Below are 25,462 nucleotides of genomic sequence, written 5' to 3' on the forward strand. Positions count from 1 at the left end.
GTGGATATTCAACCCAAATTTATAGCCGCCCCTTCGTGCTCGGCACCTGTCCCGCTATACGCTCGTCCCGCTCGCAGGCAAAGTCCAATGCCTTGGCGAAAGCCTTGAATAACGCCTCTACAACATGGTGCGGCTCATCGCCATACAACAATTCCAAATGCAGGTTGCAACGCGCCTCATTGGCAAATCCCTGGAAGAATTCCCGCGCCAAACCGAACCGAAATGCGCTGGACATATCCTGGCTGCGCTCGCCTTTGCTCAGTTTGCGATAAGCCAGATCATCCAGCCCCCGCCATACGAGATAAGGCCGTCCGCTGAAATCAATCACGCAGCGCGCCAGGCATTCGTCCATCGGCACGAACGCCTCGCCGGTAAACGGATTCCTGGGATCAAAACCCGCGCCGTAGCGGCGAATGCCGCGTTTGTCACCCAGAGCTTGCGTCACGGCTTGCCCCAGCGCGATCCCGCAATCCTCGACCGTATGATGCGCATCCACTTCCAAATCACCGTCACATTTCAGGGTCAGATCCACAACGGCGTGTTTGGCAAAAAGCGTCAACATATGGTCGAAAAACGGAACGCCCGTCTTGATCGAAGACTTTCCGGAACCATCAATTTTAATTTTGACGCTGACCTTGGTTTCCTTGGTCTCGCGCTTGATCTGCCCTTGCCGAATGTGCATTTACAATTACTAGCGGGAGTTACAAAGAAAAACAATGTCCAATACGGATGATAGAATACATGGGCTTTTCTCGACCCATTCTTGCCGGCAGACGATTTTATCGGCAAACCAATTCGGCGCTGCCCCTCCCAATATTTTTTCCCCCTGTTAAGCGAACTTATCCGAACTTATCCGAGCCAACCCGAACTCAGGCGAACTTTTTCGAACCAATTTTTACCCTTTGGCTCGCCTAATGGCGTTTTTTATCCATTCCGGCAACCTGTCCGTCCTTTCTGTCCTATACGTCCTGTCAAAGAACCGTCCCCACCATGCCACACTCCTTCGACAGAATCCACCCTTCCATAGGATACAAAATAGAATTCTCTGAAACTTCGCCCTCTCCCACGATACAGTCCCTCCACCGCCGATTCCACCAAACCCATCGCACCCCATCACGGAAGGGCGAGCGTACTCGCGAGCCGTGAACCCACCACACAGCCACCCCTGTCCAAAATCCCTCCAAACCCACCGCTTCTCATTAACCCCCCGGCTTCAGCCGGGGGAATCCGCGCCCCAATCCAAACCCACTATCCCGAGCGCAGCGAGGCCACCGTATTCCCTGGAACCAACCTCCTCGAACCTCACCTCACATTATAGAACCTAGAACCACATACCCAATGCTAGCCGCACCGCGCGCTCATTTCGCCGGCCCAGGCGCGGCAAGCTTTTTCTGCAAATCATCTATATGTGCCTGAATGCTCGCAGGCAAAGGCGAAACAACCAACTCCATGTCGAGGTATTCCAGCGCGGCGCGCAAATTCCCCTGCGTTTCTTCGACGTTCGCCAGGTTCGCAAGAATCTGTTCATAGACGTGCTCATCGGTTTCCAATCCCGCATCGTCCTGTTCGGTCCAGCGGCGCAAAGCCATCTCCCACAAATTAATTGCCACAGTGGGATCATGCTTGTTCTCGTTATAGAGTTTGCCCAACTCAAAAAGTATTTCGTAGCTCGTGGGATTGGCGCGCAATCCTTCGCGTAAAAATTCCTCCGCCTCATCCGGCTTGCCCAGCCGTTCGCGCAGCCAATAAGCGGCGACGGTGTAGGTGTCAATCCGATTTGGATTCAGTTCCGCCGAAAGCTTCAGCCACGGCAGGATTTCCCGTGCTTCGCCGGGCTTGTCGAGATGAGTATGTTTAGTGGAATAAAAATGGCGGCCAAAACGGTCAATCCAATCCGTCGGCGTCCCAAGAAAGCTCATGGATTTTTCCTCGCGCTCATGCTCTTCCCGGGTCTCGTGCGCTTCGTCGTGGTCGTCCTTCAAATGCTCCGTGTTCTCAGAGTGTTGATAGCCCTGTTGAAAAATGGATGGATAATAGCCGCTGTGAAAATAGACATCGGCCTTGACGAAAAAATGGTTCGCAAACATCCGGCTCGCATCGCCCAAAACCAGTTTGAATAAACTGTCCGAGTCCGAACTCGTCCGCTTGCTCAAAGTCTGCCAGCGCGGTTCAAGCGACGTGGCGATGCTGAAACAGGCCACCAGCAAAAACGTCAGGATGAGACTCGGCGCCGGCATAATTTATTGGCTGAGCGGCTTGCGGCGGAAACACACCCACGTCGCCACCAGAAAAGCGCCCGTATAGAACATCGCATATATTGAAGCCTCCGCTACTGCGCCCCAATCGGCGAGGCCGTTTTTCGGAAACACAATCGAATCGTGCAGATAAAACCATTCCAGATGCGGAATCACAAAATAGGTAAAATACAATATCGTTCGCATGGGCTCCGCCTGTTGGATCGCTATCTTGGCCAAATATTGTCCGATATATTGAATTCCCAAAACCACCACGATGCAGATGGTGGCGTTGGAAGAAGGCGCGGCGAAAATAATCGAACCCAGCAGCACCATTGAGATCACGATTGCAAGAAACATCCACTGCATCCACATCGCCTGGAAATAAGCCAGCACCCGCCATTCATGCTCCCGCGAGGCGCTGACCACTTGCAGAAATAAATAAAATACGATGAGCGAAATGCCGCACGCGAGCCAGGTGCCTAGAAATTTTCCCACGATGACCTGCCAGCGTGTCACGGGCTTCGCGAGCAATGGAAAGATGGTCCGGTTTTCGCGTTCAGCAGGTATCTGCCGCGCCGCCGTTCCCACCGCCATCACCAGCGCGGAAATCCAAATCAACAGCAAACAGATCTCCTTGAGATAACCGACGATTTTATCGTCATTGAAAAGATTCGCCGATGCCATCAGCAACGTGATCAACACCGTCATGATGAAGAGCACGTAAAAATCTTTGCGCCGGTAAAGCTCTTTGACGACGATCCGGGCGAGCGCGAAAATGGCGTTCATACGGTTACCGGCTGATAGCCGATGATGCGCAGAAAAATCTGTTCGAGATTGGCTTGGTATTCGCGCATCAGGTCAGCCACCCGCCCCGCCACGCGCAGCTTGCCCTGATGCAGAATGGCCACGCGATCGCAAACCGTCTCCACCTCGCCCAATTCGTGCGACGAAAACAACACCGTCTTTCCCTCTTGTTTCAACCGCTGAATGATTTCCCGCACTTTCATGCGGCCGATGGGATCCAGTCCACTCGTCGGTTCATCGAGAATGAGCAAGTCGGGATTGTTGATCAGCGCCTGGGCCAAACCGACCCGTTGCTGCATGCCTTTGGAATAACTTTTGATCGGGCGCTTGCGCACGTCCTGAAGCTCGACCAGCTTGAGCAACTCTTCGATGCGCGCATCCGTCTCCTTGCGCTTCATGCCGAAAACCTGCGCGTAAAACCGCAGCAATTCCTCCGCGGTCAAAAATTTATAGTAATACGTCAACTCCGGCAGATACCCGATGCGCTGCCGGGCGATCGGCTGGCGCACGTCCACGTCAAATAATTTTGCCGAGCCGCTCGTGGCGTTCACGAAGCCGAGCAGGACATTCATTGTGGTGGTTTTGCCCGCGCCATTGGGCCCGAGAAAACCAAAAACTTCGCCCGGTCGGACGTCCAGGTTCAAATCATCCACCGCCACCTTGGTGGCTTGCCCGATCGCGCGGCTGCGGTATTCCACTCGCAAATTTTTTATCTCAACGATTGGATTCATGTTGTCTTGCTGACACCCATATATAACGGCAGGTTCGCGTCGGACTTGATGCTTTACAAGAGATATTCCCGCCGGGGCGCTCGTGGCAAACAAAAAAGGCCTTGGAACGAATTCCAAAGCCTTTGAAAGAGAAAGCGAATCGCTTAGTTCAACACGTGGTTGCTGGAGCTGATCAGGCAGGTCGGAGGAATGGAGATGATCTGCGGATTGTAGCTGGTGTCGAAGGTGTTTTGCGAGTCGAGCGGGCAGACCGGGAGACTGCCGCCAGCGCCGCGGCCCATGTAGGGCTGAATGTTACTGTCCACCGGGAGGGCGTCAGCCGCCGCCTTGGTTTCCAAAGCCCATTGTTGTTTCGCGCCGTCAATCTGGCGGAGGTTGTTGATGCAGGCGTTTTGCTGCGAGATGGAGCGAGCGTGGACAAAGTTAGGAATCGCGATGGCTGCCAACAGACCGATGATGGCGACGACGATCATGATTTCAATCAGTGTGAAGCCCCGTTTTGTGGATTGGCTGACTTTCATAAGTTAATCTTTCTATCTGCGTTAATGCAGTCTGAACTGAGCGAACGGCGGGTTAATTTGGTTATTATTACTGTTGTTTCAGTTCAAGATTGCCGTCGCAAACTGCGCAATCACCAAAAGCAGCCGCGATGCCAAGACGAATTAAAATGCTTCCACGAATTATTCGAGGGTTTGAGTTCGCAAAATGCAGAAACGTCATCCAAACATTTTTTTTCCTCCGCCTGTGTCCAGAATAAGTGTCTCAACCCGCTCCGACAGTGTCCCAAATCTGGATTTGTCCCGCAAAAAACTTCCGGGCTTGTCGCCGGGCCCGCGCCTTGCGTATCCTCGGCAAATATGGCAATCGCAAAAAATGCCCGCATCTTCGTCGCCGGACATCGGGGTCTCGTCGGCAGCGCGATCACGCGGCGGCTCGAACAACTTGGCTTTACCAATGTCCTCACGCGCACCCGCGCCCAACTCGACTTGCTGAACTCGGACGCGGTGCGCGAATTTTATCGCCATGAAAAACCCGAATATGTGTTCGTGGCCGCGGCCAAAGTGGGCGGCATCCTCGCCAACAGCACCCAGCCCGTCGCCTTCCTTTACGAAAATCTGCTGATCCAAAATCATCTCATCCACGGCGCCTACGAAAGCGGCGTGCGCAAACTGCTTTTTCTCGGCAGCTCCTGTATCTATCCCAAGCTGGCGCCGCAGCCGTTAAAAGAAGAGTATCTCCTCACCGGGCCGCTCGAACCCAGCAACGAATGTTACGCTCTCGCCAAAATCACCGGCATCAAACTTTGCGAAGCCTTGCGCCGCCAATTCTCCGCCGATTTTATTTCGGTCATGCCCACCAATCTTTATGGGCCAAGGGACAATTATGATGCCCAGACTTCACACGTGCTCCCCGCGCTCATTCGAAAATTTCACGAGGCCAAAGTTGCCCGCGCCGCCACCGTGACTTGCTGGGGAACCGGCTCGCCCCTGCGCGAATTTCTCCACGCCGATGATCTCGCCCACGCGTGCGTGTTTCTCATGGAGAATTATAGCGACTCCAAAATAATCAACGTCGGTTCCAGCCAGGAAATCTCCATTCATGACCTCGCGAACCTGGTGAAAAAAATCACCGGTTACACTGGCGAAATCATGTGGGACAAAACGAAGCCCGATGGCACGCCCCGCAAGCTGATGGACAGCAGCCGCATTACCGCGCTCGGTTGGAAACCTTCGATTGACCTCGCCAGCGGCATTGCGCTCGCCTGCGAGGATTTTCAGAAAAATTACGCGTGAGGAATGGGCGCGCGAATGTTCGTCGCGCTCAACGTCCATTTATTCCTCGGTGATTTTAATCGTGTGCGTCACCGGCACGAAAGCCGCCTTGACCGCCGCCACTAGAGGCGTCCGCTCGTCTTCCCCCCGCTTCGCGGTTCCATCCATGTCCTCTTTCCCTTCAGGCCCGTGAAACATCTGCTTGATTTCCTTCGTTTCAAAAGCCTGTTTGTCCGCAACCGCCTGGTCCACTTTATTGAACGCATCCGAGAAAGGATTTTTGCCGAACTCCGCGGCGAGGTTGATCCCCTTGCTCAACTGTTCACCAGTGAAATGCTTCGACTCCTCACCCCACGTCACGCGATATTTTTTCCCGTGGGCATGTTTCACGATCAATGTCAGGCGATTCAACTCCTGGTTAAAAGGCACCAGCATGGTCCCCGAACGGATATTGTTGTCCTGCGCCGGATCGCCGTCGCCGATGCAAAACGGATAGCGATGACTTTTGATTTCCCATTCCCCTGGCTTCGAAGATAACAATTCATGCCCGGGGGAAACCTTCGCGCGCTTGGACGTCATATCCACCGTGAACGTCCCGATCTCGCCGTCCAACCCGAACTCATGCAAAAATGCGTAAGCCATCACCACGTGCCCCGCCCAATCCGGATGCACGCCGTCCTTGCCCGAGAGGGCGTAATTCGTCCCATATTTCTCAACCGTCAAATGTCCTTCAACCAGCATCGGCCAAAACACGTCGGCGAAACCGATCTTTTCCTGCCGCGCCAGTTCCAACCCGATATTTCTCAAGATGCACAAGTTCAAATTCAAATCTTCCGTGGTAAAGTTGGTGTCATTCTTCCACGCGGGCTTTTTCCCCACGCAACCCGCCGAGCCTTCAACCACGCGCACACCATGTGCCTTGAACGATTCATCAATCGCCAGTGAATTCGACCGGTAGGTCTGGCCGATGCGATCTTCGTAGCCGGTATATTCGTGGTCGTTCATCCCATAACAGGTCGTGGCAATGGTCGGACTGAAACGCAGGCAGTCATTTGTCATGCGCGAAAGAAAACCCGGCGCCTTCTCGCCGCTCCAGCCGTATTGCCGCACGTCCACGTTCAATTCCGGCACGCACACGGTCAAATACGTTTCCATGATGCGCGAATATTTCCGCTGCTCCGTGATCGAATCGCCGCAGATGGCCAGCCGGTCCCGCACATGCAAATAATGTTTCATCGGCGCCGGCGCTTTCTCCGGGTGATACGGGGCGAAATAAGGGTCCGCCGGTTTTGCTTCCTCAGAAGCCGCCATCACTGAAACCGCCGCCAGCATGCCCGACAAAACCAACATCAATTTTAAGCGCATAATAAATAGGATGACAGAATGGAAATATTCTTACCCCTCCGCGAGTCAAGTCAAGTCAAACGGCTTGCGGCTCGCGCATCCGATAAAACTTCATTCCCCCGCCGCCCACGCGACGGCATTTTGCAGAATCGTTTTATACGGCGCGAGATCATGCGACCCGCCATCATGCCCGAGCGCAATTCCAACGATCCGCGCTTTTGGATGTTTCACAATCCACACCGATGGAAAAGTCTTTCCCGTCGCCAGATTTTTTGCCTCCGCCAGCACCTCGATCGGCGTCGCCTGCGGATCAATTTCGGAATGATACAACTCGTCATTCACATGAAAGGTTGCCGGCACATTCGCCATCAGCGGATTCGCGGGTTGAGTCACATCCACTTCAAACTCGCCATATTTGTCGTGGCCATGCGCGCCACCGCCCACCAGCACCCGATTGTATTCCGGCCAATTTTTCCAATTATACCAAAGCCCTGGATGCGCCAGCACCAACCCATGACCGGCATTCGCAAAATCAAAAATTCCTTGTTGCAACGCCGCGTCATCCATCGCCTGATTGCTCGTCCAAAACAACACATCCACATTTTTCAACGTCGGCAGCACGTCGTCCAGCTTGTCCGTATAATTGACGGAAAATTTGCCCGATGCCGCCAGCGTCGCCGCATCCACCGATTTGTACCATTTATTAAAGTCGTGCGAACTTCCACCGCCCACGATCAAGACGTGTTTCGTCCCCGGTTGCCATTGAAAATCGGCATGCGCCGCCGGTTCCACCGCTGCGGCGGGTTGCCCCAATCCCGCTTCCGCCGTGATCGCGACGATTGCCGGTGATACTTGATTATCGAAACTTTCCAAAGTGATGGACTGGATCATTCCCTCGTGCTTGAACGATTTAGTAAACCACCGCACCTGCCCGCGCTTCACCAAATCACCCGCCGGCTGCGAACCCGGGACATCCTGCTGGCCGATCCAGTCGGCATATTCCACGCCGTTTTTCAAAATGATTTCTTCTTCTGGTTGATCGGAGAAATGCACCGTCACTTTCACCACCGGCACACCCTTGAGCGTGTCCTCACCAATCGGATAACCCCAGCCCGCCACGCCGCCGAGGAAATGCAATCGCCCCGCGCGCATGTTCACATTCGGAATTTCCACGCGCTGCGGTTGCGTTTTCGCAAAACCATCTCCGCCCTTCAACACAATCACGTTTTTGCCATTGCCAACCTTCTGCGGATTCACGATTTCAAACGGCACGTCGAGTTCCTTGATCAGCCCGAACTTTTTGAACATGAGCGCGTCTTCGCTGTTCGCCTCGGCCAGCCACATCCCGCGCCGCGAATCTTCAGTAAATGCCGGGCGCAAATCCAAAATGCGGAACCGCGCGTCGCCCGCGCAAAGATACGCCAGTATGTCCCGCAACACATCGCCGCCGAGCGATTCAAATCCATCCGGCATCAGCGAACGCCCCGTGTTGCGGCGCGTCTTGATGTTTGCGACGCTGATTTCGGTGTCACCCGCCGCGTTGCGCAACGTCACGCTGTTTCGATTTTCGCGCGCGATGACGCCGTCATAAATTTCCCCGTCGCGCGTCTCGATGCTGTAAGCATAATAATTCGGTTCCACTTCGCGATTCGGGTCGAGCACATGCACGATCAATTCCGCCGGGCCATGCGCGCCCATGCCGGTAAGGTCGGGCGCTACATTCTTCCCCTGCCCGTTAAAACTGTGGCAAATCGCGCAATTTTTCGTGAACAATTCCTTGCCGCGCGCGGGATCGCCCGGTTGCGTGACCAGCGGAGTAAATTTTGCGATCAACTCGTTCTTCTCCTTCATCTGCGGCCCGCGCAACGTATCAATGATTTTATTCGCGCGCACCGCGACCGCGTGATCGCTGTGCGTGCGCAAATTATTAATTGTGACCGGGCCGAGTGTGGCCAGGCTGATTTTGTTCGCTTCAATCGCGTCGAGCAACGCCTCAGACCAATCGGCGCGTTTCAAAAGTTCGTTCAACACCACATCCTGTAATTCCGCTGGGATTTGCGCGTAAGCCGAAGTGAAGGCCGCGCCGACGGACGAATCGGATACGTTGCCGAGCGCGAAAATAATCTGCCGCTGAAACGCCGCCGAATTTGCCGAACCCAAAAGTCTTGCCACCGCCGGCAAAATTTCCGCATCCAACTGCCGCGCCGCCAGAAGACTCGTTGCGATTTGCACCCGCTGGCCTTCTGACTTGCTTGTGTTGTTTAATCCGGCGATCAATTCTACCACCAGCGGTTTGACTTGGCCGGCCAACGCGCCGTGCGTGTCCCAGCGCGCCGCCAACGGCAACGCAAACATCGCCAATTCACGATTTGGCGACTTCAATAAAACCTGCAAAGCGCTTTCCAATTCTGGCGTCCATGAGGGCACAGCGTCCGGTTTCAAAGTTCTGGCTAAATTTTCGAGTACCGCTTGTTTCAACCCGTCCGCCCGCACGCCACTCGCGCTCGAAATCAAAATCACCGTTTGCGCCGCGGCAGCCGCGTCCTGGCTCTCGCCCATTTGCGCCGCAAGATTTCCCACGAGCGTGGTGAAATCTCCTTCATCCGCAATCTGCACCGCTGTCGCGATGAACCGTTGCGGCTCGGAGGCGGACGCGCCCAGCCACGCTGATTCCAGCCACGAGTCCTGCAACTGCGGATACACCCGCACCAGCGTTTTGATCTGGTCATCGCTTCGCCTGGAAAGTTCGCCCGCCGCGATGATCGCTTCCAATCGCACGCGCGCATTTGTGTCATTCACCCGGCCAATCGCCGCCGCCGTCACGGCCCCGTCGGCCGTGACTTTATTTTTTGCGGACTCGATCATCTCCAAGCCATTTTTGGCGATGGCCTCATTGGTCGAAGAAATTGCGGCAGCCAATATCGCTGGCGTTTCCACTCCCAGATCGTTCAACAACCAAAGCGCATGCACGCGCGTGATCGGAGAAGCTTGAGTGGATTGTGTCAGCGCCTGAAGTTGCGGCGCAATGTCACTTCGGTTGCGTTCGAGCAACAACCGCAACGCGGTCATGCGCACCCATTCGTTGGGATGATTAAGCGCCTCTACCAACTTGGCGGGTTTCGCGCCGCTCAACTTCGGCACTTCCAATTTGCGCGCGTCGTTATTTTGCACGCGCCAGATGCGTCCGAAATGATGGTCGCGGTCGGGTCGGTTGGCGCTATTGCTATGCGGATCAGCACGGACGCCGCGCGTATCATTGTGGACCACGGCTTGATTGTAGAAATCCAAAACGTAGAGCGCGCCATCGGGACCGACGCGTTCATGAATCGGGCGAAACCATAAATCGGAACTGGTGATGAATTCCGTTTCGAGCCGTTGCGGGTCTTTGCTGGCGACGTAACTCACTCCTTTCGCCCTGAGATAATCCTGATGGACGATGTTGAGCGTCGGCTCGGAAACATAATAGGTGTAATCATATTTTTCCGGCCATGCGCCACCGTCGTAAATACAGCATCCCGCCGCCGCCGTGAAATTTCCCACCCAATCAATCTGCACATACGCCTGCTGCTTCCAACTCATCAGGGGAAAACTGCGGGTGTGGTCTTCAATGTTTAAAAAACTGGTGGCATTTCCGACGCGTCCTCGCGCCAGCGCGGATTCCGGCATCACCACATGGTTCACGTGACTGCCATTCGCCTGCGAAAAAAAGATTTCACCATCAGGCGCCTGATCCACGCCCCAGGTGTTGCCGCCTTTGGAACTCACTTGTTCCATGGCGCTGCCATCCGGCTTGAAACGAATCACACCCTCCGTCACGCGTCCGAAATGTTGTTTGCCATCGCCCGAATAAATATCCCCACGTGTATAGCCGAGCGTCGCGTAAATCCACCCATCCATTCCCCAGCGAAGATTGCTGATCACGGCATGCGTGTCATTTGTGCCAAATCCGCGATACAAAGTGATTTTCTCGTCCGCGTGGCCGCTGCCGTGCGTATCGCGCAACCATAGTATATATGGCGCTTGCGAAACGATCACACCGTCCTTGTAAAACACCAGGCTCGTGACCAGGTCCAGGTCGTTGCAAAAAACCGACTTCTTGTCCATGTGCCCGTCGTGATGCGAATCTTCCAATATCGAAATGCGATCATACGGCGCACGTGAACGGTCTTTGCGAAACGGATACTCCGGCGTCTCCGCGATCCACAGGCGCCCTTTCGCGTCCCAATCCATCGAAATCGGTTTCTCGATGAGCGGCTCGGAAGCGACGAGGCTGATGTTGAAATCCGGCGGCACATTAATTTTCTTCGACGCTTCCTCCGGCGCGGTCGGACCGCCGACCGGATAACGCAGGCTGGCCAATTCCTCCTTGCTCACCAACAAATCGGCATCGCGTTTTCCCGCCCACGCGATGCCGCGCAGCAGGACCGCGCGATAGTGCGGCAACTGAAAACTTTTATAGTTGTGGCCCGGTATGGAAACGAACGCGCGATAATTGTCTTTTTCGTACGTCCAGATTTGCGGAGCCACGTCATAGACTGAAGGCCGTACGACACCATCACTTTTGTTGCGATCGTCCGGCTGATAGGCGTTCGCAAGGACATGCGCTTCGGGCATCATTTCCAGGTCATAATATTCCTCATCGTCAAATTCGAAATTTGAAGCGTCGCGCGTGATGGGATGCTCGTGGTCCTGATAATAAAGCGAGATGTGGCCCTCATAAAATTTCGCGTGGCCGTACGCCCACGCGCCGCCGATAACGGTCTTAAACCAATCGGCATCCTTGCCGCACACCGCGTCGTGCAGCACTACCAGACCACCGCCGCGCTTCAAAAATTTGTCGAGATAGCTGCGTTGTTCGGGAGAAATGTCGCCGGCATCAGCCGCGTACAAAATAAGGACGTCGGTATCGGCCAGTTGTTCCGCCGTCGGAAAATCCATTGCGCCGGTGGCCTTCGCGCCGCGTTCGTTGAGCAGTTCCGTCCACTCCTTGAGAAAACGCGGATGGTCATGTTGATCGGGTCCGTGCGTCTTCACCCCCGCGCGTATGAAGACGCGCAACGGCGAAGTATTGCTGGCGTAGGCAGCGCAGGCAACGAGTACAAAGCACCACGCAAAAAGGATAAATCGTTTCATGATTCGGAGTTGTGACGCCGAAGCTAACGGAAAGATTCAACCGTCAAAAGAGATTTTTCTGCGCGCTGAAATGAAAACGTGATATCGGGTCAGCGACACTTAAAATCATGTCATCCGCCAACCTTTTACGCAAAAATCATTGTCCAACGAGACAGGTGGAGCGTTGGGTGAACCAAATATAATCTGGATTACCCAAGCCTGCGTCCACGTTGTGTTCGATCACGCCGCTCACGACCGGCACTTGCACTTCGGGCCGCACCCATTTGCGCAATTCGACATGGCTGTCCGCGAAAGAAAAACTTGACGACCCGCCGTGATACGAACCGGGCACGTCCGCCCATTGCGCCTTGTCCATGCTCACCCGCAAAAAACCGTCGTCAATGCTCCCGCCGTTCTCATCGCAAAACACCCAGGTCAATCCCGCGCCCGGACAGACCAGGTCGTTCATTTTATTATATACCGCGTAGCCCGGATTGTTATTCATGACAAAACTCGGCCCGAGCAATGAGAGCAGGTATTGTCCCATTTGGCTGTTCATCGAATACGAGCGCAAGCGCTGGCCGTTCGCGGAAGGGACGGTATCGCCGGGGCATTTGTAAACGCGGATTTGGTTGGCGAGGTAAGGGCCGAGCGGCGAGGTCGTATAATAAATGGCGTTGGTGTTCGCGTCCTGGCTCGTCCAGCCTTCCTCCGCCATGCCGCACCACGCGAAAGAATTCACGACCGTGGAGCCGCCGGGTAATTGTGCGAACTGCGGGTCGTCGGGCGCGTTGGGCAGCAGGACGTCATTGAAATCATTCGCATACATTTGCCAGCCGACCTGGAGTTGTTTCAGGTTGCTCACGCACTGGGCCGCCTGCGCGCGAAGCTTGGCTTGCGTCAGCGAGGGAAGCAGCAAACTGGCAACGATCGCGATGATGGCAATGACGACCAACAATTCGATCAAGGTAAAACCCGATCGAACTGGCGACGCTCGCCGAAGATTACGCTGGCTCGTCATCTGCTAAATTTTATGTGATCAATGGATCGGCAAAATGAATTCTCGCGACGCAAAAATCTTTCGCGCGCGGCCGATCCTTGTGCAAAATTTGACGCAAGTGAATCCATGAAACTTTCACCCGTGAATAGTTCACTGCGGCGCGGGGTTTGTGAACTGTGCGTTTGCGGGCACACCTGTGCTTTTGATTGCACACGAACGCGACTCATTGGATACTCCGGCAGCGCATGAAATACCCACGCTGGCTTCTATATGGTGCGTTTCTTGCCCTGGCTTCCACGTGTTTGGGCCAGCGTGGTTCCGACTGGCGCGCCTTCAAAGCCGCCGATGGTTTGCCGGAGACATTCGCCTCGGCGGTGAGCGTCGGGCCCCACGGACATTTGTGGGTTCGCCATCCGAATGTCGAATGGATCGGCTGGCTGAGCGGTTACGACATCAAGGCCATCCCCTCGCCCGGCCCTGGCAACAGCCACATTTGCGAAAGCGCCAGCGGACAACTCTGGACCTTCACACCCGATGGCCTCGAACAATATGACAAAAATCAAACCGCGTGGATTCATTACACCATTCCCGGCATCAATGCGGAATTGCGCCGCAACAATCTCAGCAACGTCCGCCCGTTGCCCCTTGCCGGGTTCAAACTAAACCATGTGCTGATTCTGTTTCCCGACAAGTTGATGGATTGCAATGTCGAGGACGCCGCGCATCCGCAACTCTCCGTCATCCGCGCCACGAGCGACACCGGTTTGCAGAAATTTTTCAACCTGACGCCCGCCAACGACGGTGGTTTATGGATCGTGGGCGCGCGTGGCCTCGCAAAAATCTCCGCGCCCATTCGCAATCTTAAATCCGGCACCGAATGGGAAGAACATCTGTTGCCCGGCCAACAACAATTTTTTAACGCGCGCGAGCCTATCGAAAGCGTTAATGGCGGCGTGACCGTTCTGGCCGACTCTTCGCAAACCGGGCAACAAACCATCGCCTATTACGCAAACCACGAATGGGAGTTTGAAAAAGTCAGCGGTGAACGGCTCAGCCAGGCGTGGCGCGAGGGTAACATGTATTGGGCGATGTCGTTTAACTCACTCTTCCAAATTCGATCCGGCAAAAAACAGCCCGTGACCGACGAAGAAATATCCGCGCATCGCTTTTTCGATGTGGCCGTGCAAACGAATGGTGTCTTTTGGATCGCGACTTCGGACGGTTTATTTCGTCACGCGCCGTTGATATGGCAAACCCCTGCTGAGCCGCGATCCAATATGGGCACGCCACCGCTGGCATTGACGGAAGATGCAGCCGGAAAATTGTGGGTTGCCTCGGCTGATTCATTACGCAGTTTGCTGGAAACTACGTGGACGAATTATCCCTTCCCCGCCGAATTTCGCGGTGGCACAGAGGTTCATGCGTTGTTCGCCGTGACTAATGGTGCTGTGCTTTTGCAAACTGAAGATCGCCTGTTTCAATTCAATCCACAAAACGCACAGTTCACCGAGCCGGTCTTACTTCGGACGTTCCATCTAAAAGCGCTCGGCTTTCTCAAAGACGGGGCTTTGTGTGTGCAAAAAAATTCTGATGCCGGAAACGCGTCCGCTGAGCTTGCGCTTTATGATGGCAGCAATCTCGCACCATTTCCTTTCCCGCAACCAAACTTGAATTCAACGAGCAATCTGCTTTTCCTCGCCGCTTCGCAAAATGGTGACTTATGGCTCGGCACGGAAAAAGGATTGAACTGGTTTCATGATAAAAAGTGGCAGTCATTTGCCGATGTGCCGTCCGTTTCTTCCGCGCCGTCGTGTTTCGCCGAGGTCGGCGACGGAAAAATCTGGTGCGGCGTGCAGGACAAGATCGTGCAGTTTGACGGTAAAACCTGGACCGCCATTCACGCTGGTTTTTATCATGTGAATTCGTTGGTCAAGGCCCGCGACGGCAGCATTTGGGTGGCGTCGGACAACGGCGTGCATCGCTTTTTTCATGACGCGTGGCTGGCCAATGGTTCGGAAGAAGGTTTGCCGAGCGCGACGGTGCGGCAGATTTTTGAAGATCATACCGGGCGCGTTGCCGCCGCGACGGCGCTTGGTTTAAGTTTCTATCATCCCGACGCCGACCTCGATCCGCCGCATACTTACGTGGAGAATTTGCCGACGCCCAACAACACATTGCCCGAAGGCTCCATCGTCACCATTTCGTTCGATGCCCAGGACAAGTGGAAACAAACCTCCGTGGATCGGCTCGTGTATTCGTTCCGGCTTGATGGCCTCGAGTGGTCGCCGTATCAGGAACAGCGAAGCGCCTCGTTCCTCGATGTCGCGGCAGGCAAACACATCTTTCGCGTGCGCAGTATGGATCGTAATTGGAACGAGGACCCAAGGCCGGCTCAACTGGAATTCGCGATGACCGTGCCGTGGTATCGCGAGTCGCGATTAATTTTTATTTCCGGCACGGGCCTCGCGGTCGCGCTGTTTTTTGCCAGCCTCGCTCTCAATCGCCATCGCCAACTGCTCCGCAGTTATGCCGAGGTGGAAGCGAAGGTCGCCATTCGCACGAAGCAGCTTGACCTCGCCAATCAGGAATTATTTCACAGCCAAAAAATGAATGCGCTGGGCACGCTCGCCGCGGGCATCGCGCATGACTTCAATAATATTCTCTCGATCATCAAAGGCTCGGCGCAAATCATCGAGGACAATCTCGACAACGAAGACAAAATCCGCACGCGCACCGACCGCATTAAAACGGTCGTCGAGCAAGGCGCGGGCATTGTCCAGGCGATGCTTGGTTTCAGCCGCAATTCAGATCGCCAACTCGCGCCCTGCAATGTAAATCACATCGTGCGCGATACTATCACGCTGCTTGGCGACCGTTTTCTGCGTGAGGTCGAAGTCAAATTTGAGCCAGCCGAACCGGCGCCGCCGGAAGTCCCCGCGTCACGGGAATTTTTGCAGCAAATTTTGCTCAACTTCATTTTCAACGCGGCGGAGGCAAGCACGGGACATCGCCAGGTGATCTTGAGCACAGCGCACTCGAATCGGCTGCCAATCTCGATGGCGCTCAAACCGGCGGCGGCGAACAATTATGTTTTTATTTCCGTAAAAGATTTTGGCAGCGGCATCGCGCCGGAAGTCATGCCGCGCATTTTTGAGCCTTTTTTCACCACGAAATCGCTCTCCGTGCGGCGCGGAACCGGACTGGGGCTCTCAATGGTGTATGAACTCGCGCGGCGAATGGATTGCGGGCTGGCGGTGGAATCCGTGGTCGGCCAAGGGAGTAAGTTCACCCTTATCCTTCCCGAACGCGCGGTCACGGAAGTGAGTCCGCCGCCCACCGATGGCAAAGAATCTTCCGCGACAGTTTGACGTGATGGCATTAACCTTAGACGATTAAAGTTATGGCAGCGCCTAAAATCCTGGTCGTCGAAGACGATGATTTGCAATACGAGATTTACGAGGAAACCCTCGCCAAATATCAGTTGGTGCGCGTTCTCACCGGCAGTCACGCGCTCGCGACCATCGCCAAAGACCCGCCGCAACTTTTGATTCTCGACCATGTGCTGGCCGATGGCGAACTGGGACTAAACTTTCTCCCGCAGTTCAAGGACTTGCTGCCCTTCGTGCCGATCATCGTCGTTTCTGGTGCGCTGGAAGTGCATCAGCAAATTCACGCGTTGCAGGGACCGCGCCGCGCGCATTACTGCCTGCCGAAACCGGTGGACGTGCATGAGTTGAAAAAAACCGTGGCCATCGCGCTCAAGGAATGCGGCGAAGCGGAAGTCGTGCGGCAATTCGAAGCGCTGGAACGTGCCAAGCGCGTGGATGCCCTCGAACTATTCAGCCGTTCGACCGATCGGTTGAGCCGGCAGAATCGTTTGCGTGAATCCATCGGCAAGTCCACCGGGCGGCCGAACATTTCGGCGTACGCGCGCGAGTTCGGCGTGGCGCGGCGGACGATCATCCGGGATTTGCAGGAGTTGATTCGCCGCGGGCAACTGAAGCCGGAAATTTATCCCGAATGGGAAAACCCCGAGCCGGACGAAGATTGAGCCGCCCTTAAAAAAGAAGGCTTCGGTGCACCGAAGCCGGGTCAACACGCATCAACCCGCTTCGATGGACACCGAAGCACCTTCCATCCTCACTAACCAGTGGACTTCAACACGGACACTAACTGCACTCACTCTCAGGACTAACTAGCGCTAACAACACTACTAACACTGATCACTGACTGACTCTAACTCCACACTGGCTTTCTGCTACTTACTACTACTGCTGCTACTAACTGCGACAACTTTCCCCTTAACTTCTCCCATTCTGTACTGCACCGACGCATGAGACACTAACGACCTACCGATCCTCCCGTTGAACAACGGACAACGGGAAATTGATACCATCTGGGCGCCCCCCAAACTATCGCGCCCAGATGGCTCAGCCCCACCCCCTAAAATCGCGATCCGAACGGCTTGCGCCGCCTTTCACGAACTTCGCACCTGACGGCGGCGTGTGAAGCCACGAAGGCATCCGCCGGTTCGCCAGGCAAATTCCCACCCCCAGCAATCTCGCCTGATAGTCTCCCAGGTAACTGTAGGTGGTTGAAAACCCACCCACCCATTTAGCCGGAAGTTGCGCATCCGTTTTCACTCTGACAACCGGATTAAATATGTATAATTTCCGCGCCATAAATGTTTTCCTGCGAGACGTTGCCAGTTAAATAGCACTCTCAATGCCAACCCAAAATCGCTGTAAACAAAGGGTTTTCTTCACGCATCCAAAGGGCGCGCTGGAACATTCGCACGCAAAGCGCGTGAAGTTCACACACTCGCGGGAAATTCCTCACTCAAATATCAAAATGGACGCCGTCCGGTTTTGTTTTGGCAAGTCCAGTGTCTGCTGCTATGCTCCATCACAGTCGGCTTTGCCCATAAAACCCTATGCGCGCACTTCTCGTTCGTTTCTGTTTGGCGTTTCTGTTTATTCCTCTGTTCTCGGCCCGCGCGGATTTGATGTATCCGCTGGCGGTTGAAGATCTCTCGACCAATTCCCAATTCATTCTGCATGGCAAGGTGATCAGCACGACGGTTCAGCGCGACGCGGCCCGGCGCATCTACACGAAGATCGATCTGCAAGTGATGGAGTCGTGGAAAGGCGCGGTGGCCACGAATCATTTTACCATTGTCCATAGCGGAGGAATTCTCGGCGATGAAGTGGCCACGGCGTCCGGCGAAGTGGCGTTTGACGTCGGCGAAGAAGTCGTTGCGTTTCTGGTGACCAATAAACTGGGCGAAGGCGTTTGCATCGGCATGTCGCAGGGGAAATTTCATGTGTGGGCGGATCCAAGAACCGGCGAAAAATTCACGCACAACCATTTTCACGGTCTGCATCCCGATTTGCCGAATAATGCCACGACCCCGCAGACCGCAAAAATCATCAATCGCCTGACGCTATCCGATCTGAAACAACGCGTGCAGAAAGCCAGTGGAGGTGCGCAATGAAATCTCGCGTCGCCGCAATTTTTATCCTGTTGATCATCGCGCTGCCGGTTCACGCATTCGACTACATGTATGGTGCGAATGGCAGTCCCGAGCGTTGGAGCATCACCACACCGGATGTCAACATCTCGACAAATTCCTTCGATCGCAACACACACGCCATTCGCTTTTATCTTGAGTCGGACGCCTATTCCACGACGAACACCGCCAACGAATTGAATGCGTTGCGCAATGTGTTTGGCCAGTGGCAATCCGTTCCCAACACGATCATCAAATATGAAGACGCCGGTTTGGTTCCGCCCGGCCAGGATGTCAACACGTCCGATAATTCCAACATCGTGTTTTGGGCGAAACAGAGCACCATGGTGAACGGCGGACACAGTGACATCAGTGGCGCACTCGCCGTGACTTTCTCCTCCTTTTTTCCGACTTCCACGGCCAATGACATCAGCCAGTTCGATATCGCGATCAATGGCGTCCAAAGCACTTGGTTCACCGATTTCAACGACAAGAATAATCCTGGCATTTTTGTCGAAGGCCCGATTTTACACGAAGTTGGCCACTCACTCGGCCTGAACCATTCGGTAATCGGCGGCGCGACGATGCTTTGGGACAGCGGCTCGGGTGTGAATCCCACGGCAGGGCTTTCGGTAGATGAAATTGAATTTGCCCATGCGCTATATTCGAGCGGAACTTTCGCGACTACCTTGGGCAATTTGAAAGGCACTGTGACCAAAAATGGTTCACCCGTTTTTGGTGCCGCGGTTATTCTGGAAGGCTTGAATGGCATTCTCGTCAGCGGCACAGCCACACTCACCAACGGCACTTATCTTTTCAACGCCATACCACCCGGCAACTATAACGCGCGCATCGTCCCGCTCGATCCCGCTAATGCAAGTAACTGGCTGATTCGCGGTACCGATGTCGCCTCGATTTTCGCCACGGCGGACACGAGTTTTTTACCGACGGGAAATATGCCGGTGACGCTCGCCGCAAACACCACCAATACCGCCAACTTCACCGTCACGAATGGCACTCAAGCTTTTCACATTACCCTCATCCGGTCTCCAACTTCGACGCCCAATACGTATTCGATCAGTGGGCAGCCCATATCGCTCTCGCTTGGCGAAAGCAACCAGACCATTGGAGTATTTTCGGCTGATCTGCCGGCCAACAACGCCACACTTGCAATCACTGGTGATGGCCTCACGCTCGGCACACCCACGTTTGCTCCCGGGAATGTCTTCTCGGGCTTGAACGGCATCTCCGTCTCTATCGGCGTATCCAGCAACGCCACGCCGGGACTTCGCTCGTTCATCGTTCAACAGGGCACGAATATCGCGTATGCAAATGGCTTTATCGAAGTGCTGCCGCTGGTCGCCGATTTTAATTTCGACGGTCTCGACGATGTCTTTCAACGGCAATATTTCTTTCCGTTTACTTCCTCCAATGCCGCGCCCGCTGCCGATCCTGATCACGACGGTTTCAATAACGCCGCCGAATATGTCGCGGGCACGAATCCAACCGACGCCGCATCCTTTTTGAAACTCGACGGCGTCACCCATGCGGCGAATGGCAACACCGTTACTTGGCAAAGCGTCGCCAGTCATCGTTATCAACTGGTTTTCAGTACGAACCTCGTTACCGGCACGTGGCAGAATGTGGGTGGTGTGGTCACGGCGAACGGCACGACCGCGTCTGAACTGGATACGTCCACTAATCCGCTCCGGTTCTATCGCATCGAAGCGCTTCCGTAGGTAGGCGTTGCGAGCGGTCTCACTTGCCCTTCTTTTGCCGATGATTGAAAGCCACCGCGTCGGCGTATTTCACTCCGGTGCCGCCAAAAATATCCAGTGCCGAACCGATGGTCAGGTCAATCTTTCCCCGGCCCGCTTTCGTCACGGTTTCCAAATCCGCCAACGAATTGGCCCCGCCCGCGTAAGTTGTGGGCAGCGGTGACCATTCGCCCAGCTTTGCGACTAGTTCCGCGTCTATGCCACGGCAAAGACCCTCAACATCCACTGCGTGAATCAAAAACTCCACGCAATACGCCGACAGTTTTTCCAGGGTCTCTTTGCTGACCGGCAAATCGGTGAACTTCTGCCACCGATCCGTCACCACGAAATAATCGCCGCCGCGTTTGCGACAACTCAGATCCAGCACCAGCCGTTCTTTGCCAATCGCCTGCACCAGCGACGTCAGCCGTTCCCAATCCACCTTGCCACCCTGAAAAACCCACGACGTCACGATCACTTGCGATGCGCCGTCACTTAAATATTGCGGCGCATTGCTCAAATTGATTCCACCGCCGATCTGCAATCCTCCCGGGTACGCCCGCAACGCCGCCCTACCCGCTTCCTCATTTCCGGTTCCCAGCATGATCACGTGGCCACCGGTCAAGCCATCGCGGCGATACAACTCCGCATAATATTCACTCGACCGTTCAGAAACAAAGTTCGTCCGCAACTCGCTCGCGGCCCCCAGCGTGCCGCCGACGATTTGCTTCACCTTGCCCTCATGCAGATCAATACACGGACGAAACATCGGCACAGCTTAATCCCGTCTGGCTCGCCCGTCGAGTCTCCAGCCTCTAACCATGCTCCACGACCGCCGAATCGCCACTCCCCACGGATCGCGAGTCCATGACTCGCAGCAATACCCAATTAAGATTGCCGCCTCAGGCTGATTCGACAATGGCTTGACCTTATGGGCGTTGCTGCGGGACACAGACCCGCGGTCCGTTGGGATGAAAAACATTCATTGAAATTTTTTTCGTGATTTTGCGCCGGACAAATCTTATGTTGCGGGCATGATCATTTGGCTGCTCGCTTTGGTGTTGTTTGTTTGTCTTGGATATATGGGATGGTGCTTCGGCGCGATACGCGTCGCGGGTTCAGTAATCGGGGTCATCCTCGGTGCGCTGCTCGCGTTTCCCCTCGGGCACATATTCGCCCCCATCATCACCGCGACGGGCGAAAAGAATCCTGTCGTCGTTTGGCTCGTCGGGCCGTTTCTTGCGTTCCTGCTCGTAGTCATCATTTTCAAGATCGTGGGCTTCGCCGTGCATCAGAAGGTGGACGTCCATTACAAATACAAGGAAGGTGATCTGCGGCAGGGTCTTTGGCTGCGGCTCAATCAACGCCTCGGTGTTTGCCTGGGCGTGGTGAATGCCGCCGCGTATTTCATCCTGATTTCCTGGGTCATCTACGCCTTCAGCTATTGGACGGTCCAGGTGGTTTCCGGCGGCGAAGCCGCATGGTATGTGAAGCTGCTTAACGACGCTGGAAAAAATCTGCAAAGTTCGGGCATGGCAAAAGTTTCGGCGGCGATTGATCCATTGCCGGTGGATTATTATCGCGCGGCGGACATCGTCGGTCTGATCTATCACAATGACCTGCTCGAAAGCCGCTTGACCCATTACCCCGCGTTTCTTGCGCTGGGCGAACGCGGTGAATTTCAAGACATCGGCAACGACAAGGATTTCACGGAGCTTCGCCAGCGCCAGCCGCCATTCATGGACATCCTGAATAATTCCAAAGCGCAAAATATTCTGAACAATCCCGATGAACTCAAGGAAATCTGGGGCATTGCCAAGCCGGACTTGGTTGACCTTAATGCTTATCTCAAAACCGGCCAATCAGCCACCTACGATTCGGAAAAAATCCTTGGCCGTTGGGATTTCAATCCGAATGCCGCGCTCAACGTGATCAAGCGCACGAAAACGGACATCACGCCCCAGGATTTGCTGCGCACGAAGCAATATATCTCGCTGAGCTTTTCCAAGACCACGCTCGTCGCAACGCCCGCGCCCAACCGGGTCGCGTTTCTCAAAGACTTCGGCAAGATTCACCCGGCCACCAAGCCGAATACCGCGCCGACGATTGACATCCAAAGTTTCCACGGCACTTGGACCGGCAGCGATGGCAAATATCAATTCAGCTTTCCTGACAAAGAGCAAGGCGGAACTCTGGATGCCGTCGTGGAAGGTGATCGCTTGACGATCACTGGTGATGTTTATCCGCTGGTGTTTGATCGCGAATAAGTTCGCGCTCCAATGTGATCGGCAGACCGCAGCGCCGTCTACTGTACAAATAGGACGCCGACAGATTAAGGCGAGTAACTTACCTGCTGGACGCTCAGTTTATCCAAACCACCAAACAGGGCGCTCGGCGAGTTGGTATTGAAAATGGGATTGATGCTCGGCGTCGTTGAACTGGCCGCAACCGTCCGCGCCGCCCAATCCGGCGGGCTCACTGAAGCCATGCTGACCGGCGACAAGGCATCGAAAGAATAATCCGCCGACGGTTGGTATTGGGAATAAGCGATTGCAGAAATCAGCAGTCCACAAATGGACATGCCGAAAAGCCCCGCGGCCACAGGATTTGTTTCCAGGAGATTAAATACCCGGCGGAGCCACGAAGACTGTCTCACAAAAGCGGCCTCGCTTCCCGTCGCTTCAATGCGATCGACGACACGGCCAGAGAAACCGTTAAAATAGCCGGGTGGCGGCTGCTCATAACGCTTCAGCTTCAGCAACTGTTTCAGCTTTCCAAAATCCTGCTGGTCTTCGCTCATATTACGTCAAGTATTCGGATAAATAAGCCTGCAACTGCTGGCGCGCGTAAAACAACCGCGAACGCACCGTTCCAATATTGCAGTCCATGATCGTCGCGATTTCTTCATGCGACAAGCCCTGGACATCGTGCAAGGTCACCACGAGTCTATGGTGTTCTGACAGCTTCTGCATGGCGGCGTTCAATTTTTCTTGCAACTCCGCCAGATTCAGGTCGCGCCGGGGGGTCTTATCAGAAATCAATGCCACCAAATCCGGGTCGTGCTCGGCATTAAAATCCAGATCGTTGAGGCTTACTTGTACCCGGTTCTTCCTCTGCTTCAAGAAATTAATCGTCTTGTTCACCGCGATCCGATAAACCCACGTGTAGAAACTCGACCCGCCCTTGAACGAATTGAGCGCCTGATAAGCCTTGATAAACGCATCCTGCGCCAAATCATTGGCATCCTCATGATTGGATGTCATGTGATAGACCGTGGCGTAAATGCGTTCCTGATAACGGCGCACGAGGGTGTCATACGCGGACATGTCTCCGCTTCGCGCGCGTCCGACAAGCTCCATCTCCTCCGCTTTGCTGTGTTGGGCTGCGTTTTCGGCGGGTTCGTTAGAACCCGGCGACGCCTTCCCGGAAACCGGATCGGTCATAATTACTAAACCGGCGTCAAACTCCTAGTCGGTCCGTCAGGCGGCCAAGGTATTCGGTGAGACCGATCAAACCCGCCTGATTCGCTTCCGGCAAACCTTTGATGTTTTGCCGCGCCTGCCCGAGATATTGATGAATGGTCGTCAGCGATTCCGCCAGCGTCCCATATTTACCGAGCAATTCCAAAACCATCGCCAACTCCCCAGGCTTCCAATTCTGGATCAAGTCCTCCATCCGCACCTTGTCCGGCGCCGTGGCTCGCTGCCAGAAACAAAGAATCGGCAAAGTCAATTTCCCCTTCGCCAAATCTGTTCCCAAAGATTTCCCGGCATCCGCCTCGGAACCAAACAAATCGAGGCAATCGTCGTACACCTGATACGCCGTTCCCAACGCCACGCCGAAATCCCGCAAGGCCGTCCGTTGCGCACTCGGCGCACCACTGAGACACGCGCCTAAATCACACGACAGCGCAAACAACTCCGCCGTCTTCATCTCCAAAATCTTGAAATATTCCGCGCGCGAAAATTGGAAATTGCGCCGCTGCTGCGTCTGCAAAATTTCACCCGAACAAACCGTGTTCGTCGCCATCGCTACCGCGCGGCAAATCTCCGGCGTCGGAAAACTCGCCGCCAGTTTCAACGCCTGCGCAAACAGGCAATCGCCAAACAACACCGCGACTTCATTTCCCCAATTCGCGCTGAACGTCAACCGACCACGCCGAATCTCCGCCTCATCCATCACGTCGTCATGCACCAGCGTCGCCAGATGCACCATCTCGATGATCACCGCCACGGTGATATGCGAATCATTAAGCTGGCCGGTCGCCTGCGCGCTCATCGCGACCAGCGTTGGCCGTAATTGCTTGCCCTGCCCCATCAGCGTATATTCCGCATACGGCGCGATGGCAGGATCAAATTCACGGACCTGCTTTCCCAGCCGGCCCGCGACAGCCTCCAAAAAAGGCTCAACCGGACCCGCTATATCTTTCCACGCAACCAGCGTTTCCTTATTCGGGGAATTATTGACAGGAACAGCAACCGTTCTAGTTTCGGCAGCAAACATGCTCAGCCAATCTACGGTTGCGCCCATTGCAAGTCAATGCGTTATCCTGAAAGCGCCCATTCGCGCAACATTCAAACCCAATCCCCCGCAGTCCCTTCGCAAAAAAATTCTCCTGCCAGACGAGCTTAAGCGAGCCAACGCGAACTTATCCGGACCAAAGTGAACCATTTTGCGATCTTTCCCGAACCAACCCGTCTCACCCACCCCATCCGACGCAAAAATTTAAGCGCACTTATCCGCACTTTCGCGCTCTGACCCGCTCGAAATCCCCACACATTCATACCGGGACTGGAGCAATGCCTCGATCTGAGAAAACCAAATCAAAAATTCAAACGCTTGACAAAAGTCTCCGTGCGCATGGCCAATCCCAACCAAATTTCAAAGAACTGTCTCCACTTAACCATATTCCCCGGACCTTTACAAACCTTCCATAGGTATCATCTTCATCAACCCAAAGTCCCACACGGATAGTAAATCGTCGTGAAAGGCCATGCCGCCCAAAGCCCCGCCAGGACAACTAATATCCTGGCGTATGGTAGGGCTGCGCTGCCGCGCAGCCGTCCGAAGTCCCGCAGGGACGGCAGATCTTAGCCCAGCAATTTATTGCTGGGTTTGTATTCGTTCCAAAACAAGTCCCGCAGGGACGAAAGAAATTCTCGCGCGGAACTAACCTTTAAACACTCGTCCAATCGC

At 54.7% G+C, this 25,462-nt stretch carries 19 protein-coding genes; 6 read left to right on the forward strand and 13 right to left on the reverse strand.

All coding sequences use genetic code 11. The features are described from left to right. Positions 1 to 19: 19 nt before the first annotated feature. The 5 genes from hisB to VH413_07555 all read right to left on the reverse strand — a co-directional run bounded on the left by hisB (position 20) and on the right by VH413_07555 (position 4,293). Positions 20 to 676, reverse strand: a complete 657-nt coding sequence (gene hisB / locus VH413_07535; GenBank protein HEX3798536.1) for an imidazoleglycerol-phosphate dehydratase HisB — start codon at positions 674 to 676, stop codon at positions 20 to 22. A gap of 682 nt (positions 677 to 1,358) precedes the next feature. Further along, positions 1,359 to 2,237: a tetratricopeptide repeat protein gene (locus tag VH413_07540; GenBank protein ID HEX3798537.1), complete on the reverse strand. Its 879-nt coding sequence runs from the start codon at positions 2,235 to 2,237 to the stop codon at positions 1,359 to 1,361. A 3-nt stretch (positions 2,238 to 2,240) separates the two neighbouring features. Beyond that, positions 2,241 to 3,023, reverse strand: a complete 783-nt coding sequence (locus VH413_07545; protein HEX3798538.1) for an ABC transporter permease — start codon at positions 3,021 to 3,023, stop codon at positions 2,241 to 2,243. Then, the gene (locus tag VH413_07550) at positions 3,020 to 3,772 is read right to left on the reverse strand and encodes an ABC transporter ATP-binding protein (protein ID HEX3798539.1); all 753 of its coding nucleotides are present in this window, start codon (positions 3,770 to 3,772) and stop codon (positions 3,020 to 3,022) included. Before VH413_07550 ends, VH413_07545 begins: the two co-directional genes overlap by 4 nt. A gap of 143 nt (positions 3,773 to 3,915) precedes the next feature. After that, the gene (locus VH413_07555; protein HEX3798540.1) at positions 3,916 to 4,293 is read right to left on the reverse strand and encodes a prepilin-type N-terminal cleavage/methylation domain-containing protein; all 378 of its coding nucleotides are present in this window, start codon (positions 4,291 to 4,293) and stop codon (positions 3,916 to 3,918) included. 342 nt (positions 4,294 to 4,635) lie between these two features. On the opposite strand from VH413_07555, the gene VH413_07560 reads away from it, so the two are divergent. Next, the gene (locus VH413_07560) at positions 4,636 to 5,565 is read left to right on the forward strand and encodes a GDP-L-fucose synthase (GenBank protein HEX3798541.1); all 930 of its coding nucleotides are present in this window, start codon (positions 4,636 to 4,638) and stop codon (positions 5,563 to 5,565) included. A gap of 39 nt (positions 5,566 to 5,604) precedes the next feature. Here the strand turns inward: VH413_07560 and VH413_07565 are convergent, their stop codons facing one another. From VH413_07565 to VH413_07575, 3 genes are all read right to left on the reverse strand, one after another. After that, complete coding sequence (locus tag VH413_07565; protein HEX3798542.1) at positions 5,605 to 6,909, reverse strand: GDSL-type esterase/lipase family protein; 1,305 nt, start codon at positions 6,907 to 6,909, stop codon at positions 5,605 to 5,607. A 90-nt stretch (positions 6,910 to 6,999) separates the two neighbouring features. Next, positions 7,000 to 12,021 carry a PVC-type heme-binding CxxCH protein gene (locus VH413_07570; protein HEX3798543.1) on the reverse strand — a complete coding sequence of 1,674 codons (5,022 nt, stop codon included), beginning with the start codon at positions 12,019 to 12,021 and terminating at the stop codon, positions 7,000 to 7,002. A gap of 136 nt (positions 12,022 to 12,157) precedes the next feature. Then, on the reverse strand, positions 12,158 to 13,021 hold the full coding sequence (locus VH413_07575) for a prepilin-type N-terminal cleavage/methylation domain-containing protein (protein ID HEX3798544.1): 864 nt from the start codon (positions 13,019 to 13,021) through the stop codon (positions 12,158 to 12,160). A 224-nt stretch (positions 13,022 to 13,245) separates the two neighbouring features. Here VH413_07575 and VH413_07580 point away from each other — a divergent pair, with 224 nt between their 5' ends. Beyond that, positions 13,246 to 16,368, forward strand: coding sequence for an ATP-binding protein (locus VH413_07580; protein HEX3798545.1), 3,123 nt, complete (start codon positions 13,246 to 13,248; stop codon positions 16,366 to 16,368). Between the two features lie 32 nt (positions 16,369 to 16,400). After that, a complete protein-coding gene (locus VH413_07585) occupies positions 16,401 to 17,051 on the forward strand; it encodes a response regulator (protein HEX3798546.1) in 651 nt (216 codons plus the stop codon). Between the two features lie 379 nt (positions 17,052 to 17,430). On the opposite strand, the gene VH413_07590 is transcribed toward VH413_07585, so the two are convergent. Next, on the reverse strand, positions 17,431 to 17,682 hold the full coding sequence (locus tag VH413_07590; GenBank protein HEX3798547.1) for a hypothetical protein: 252 nt from the start codon (positions 17,680 to 17,682) through the stop codon (positions 17,431 to 17,433). 251 nt (positions 17,683 to 17,933) lie between these two features. Between VH413_07590 and VH413_07595 the strand changes: the two genes are divergently transcribed. Continuing rightward, complete coding sequence (locus VH413_07595) at positions 17,934 to 18,494, forward strand: hypothetical protein (protein ID HEX3798548.1); 561 nt, start codon at positions 17,934 to 17,936, stop codon at positions 18,492 to 18,494. Further along, positions 18,491 to 20,248 carry a matrixin family metalloprotease gene (locus VH413_07600; GenBank protein HEX3798549.1) on the forward strand — a complete coding sequence of 586 codons (1,758 nt, stop codon included), beginning with the start codon at positions 18,491 to 18,493 and terminating at the stop codon, positions 20,246 to 20,248. Before VH413_07595 ends, VH413_07600 begins: the two co-directional genes overlap by 4 nt. Positions 20,249 to 20,267: 19 nt before the next feature. Here VH413_07600 and hisA read toward each other — a convergent pair whose 3' ends face one another. Then, positions 20,268 to 21,035 carry a phosphoribosylformimino-5-aminoimidazole carboxamide ribotide isomerase gene (gene hisA, locus VH413_07605; GenBank protein ID HEX3798550.1) on the reverse strand — a complete coding sequence of 256 codons (768 nt, stop codon included), beginning with the start codon at positions 21,033 to 21,035 and terminating at the stop codon, positions 20,268 to 20,270. A 265-nt stretch (positions 21,036 to 21,300) separates the two neighbouring features. Here hisA and VH413_07610 point away from each other — a divergent pair, with 265 nt between their 5' ends. Continuing rightward, positions 21,301 to 22,533, forward strand: a complete 1,233-nt coding sequence (locus VH413_07610; GenBank protein ID HEX3798551.1) for a CvpA family protein — start codon at positions 21,301 to 21,303, stop codon at positions 22,531 to 22,533. Between the two features lie 65 nt (positions 22,534 to 22,598). Here VH413_07610 and VH413_07615 read toward each other — a convergent pair whose 3' ends face one another. From VH413_07615 to VH413_07625, 3 genes are read right to left on the reverse strand one after another with little or no spacing between them, the layout of a single operon-like run. Then, complete coding sequence (locus VH413_07615) at positions 22,599 to 23,066, reverse strand: hypothetical protein (GenBank protein HEX3798552.1); 468 nt, start codon at positions 23,064 to 23,066, stop codon at positions 22,599 to 22,601. A 1-nt stretch (position 23,067) separates the two neighbouring features. Further along, positions 23,068 to 23,709: a sigma-70 family RNA polymerase sigma factor gene (locus VH413_07620; GenBank protein HEX3798553.1), complete on the reverse strand. Its 642-nt coding sequence runs from the start codon at positions 23,707 to 23,709 to the stop codon at positions 23,068 to 23,070. A gap of 16 nt (positions 23,710 to 23,725) precedes the next feature. Next, a complete protein-coding gene (locus VH413_07625) occupies positions 23,726 to 24,664 on the reverse strand; it encodes a polyprenyl synthetase family protein (protein HEX3798554.1) in 939 nt (312 codons plus the stop codon). Positions 24,665 to 25,462 lie beyond the last annotated feature (798 nt).

Source organism: Verrucomicrobiia bacterium (genome assembly GCA_036268055.1).
Lineage (GTDB): Bacteria > Verrucomicrobiota > Verrucomicrobiia > Limisphaerales > Pedosphaeraceae > DATAUW01.

Coding starts and splice junctions, on each gene's coding strand:
- VH413_07540 (HEX3798537.1), bottom strand. CDS start 2,237: ATGCCGGCGCCGAGTCTCATCCTGACGTTTTTGCTGGTGGCCTGTTTC.
- VH413_07545 (HEX3798538.1), bottom strand. CDS start 3,023: ATGAACGCCATTTTCGCGCTCGCCCGGATCGTCGTCAAAGAGCTTTAC.
- VH413_07550 (HEX3798539.1), bottom strand. CDS start 3,772: ATGAATCCAATCGTTGAGATAAAAAATTTGCGAGTGGAATACCGCAGC.
- VH413_07555 (HEX3798540.1), bottom strand. CDS start 4,293: ATGAAAGTCAGCCAATCCACAAAACGGGGCTTCACACTGATTGAAATC.
- VH413_07565 (HEX3798542.1), bottom strand. CDS start 6,909: ATGCGCTTAAAATTGATGTTGGTTTTGTCGGGCATGCTGGCGGCGGTT.
- VH413_07570 (HEX3798543.1), bottom strand. CDS start 12,021: ATGAAACGATTTATCCTTTTTGCGTGGTGCTTTGTACTCGTTGCCTGC.
- VH413_07575 (HEX3798544.1), bottom strand. CDS start 13,021: ATGACGAGCCAGCGTAATCTTCGGCGAGCGTCGCCAGTTCGATCGGGT.
- VH413_07580 (HEX3798545.1), top strand. CDS start 13,246: ATGAAATACCCACGCTGGCTTCTATATGGTGCGTTTCTTGCCCTGGCT.
- VH413_07585 (HEX3798546.1), top strand. CDS start 16,401: ATGGCAGCGCCTAAAATCCTGGTCGTCGAAGACGATGATTTGCAATAC.
- VH413_07590 (HEX3798547.1), bottom strand. CDS start 17,682: ATGGCGCGGAAATTATACATATTTAATCCGGTTGTCAGAGTGAAAACG.
- VH413_07595 (HEX3798548.1), top strand. CDS start 17,934: ATGCGCGCACTTCTCGTTCGTTTCTGTTTGGCGTTTCTGTTTATTCCT.
- VH413_07600 (HEX3798549.1), top strand. CDS start 18,491: ATGAAATCTCGCGTCGCCGCAATTTTTATCCTGTTGATCATCGCGCTG.
- hisA (HEX3798550.1), bottom strand. CDS start 21,035: ATGTTTCGTCCGTGTATTGATCTGCATGAGGGCAAGGTGAAGCAAATC.
- VH413_07610 (HEX3798551.1), top strand. CDS start 21,301: ATGATCATTTGGCTGCTCGCTTTGGTGTTGTTTGTTTGTCTTGGATAT.
- VH413_07615 (HEX3798552.1), bottom strand. CDS start 23,066: ATGAGCGAAGACCAGCAGGATTTTGGAAAGCTGAAACAGTTGCTGAAG.
- VH413_07620 (HEX3798553.1), bottom strand. CDS start 23,709: ATGACCGATCCGGTTTCCGGGAAGGCGTCGCCGGGTTCTAACGAACCC.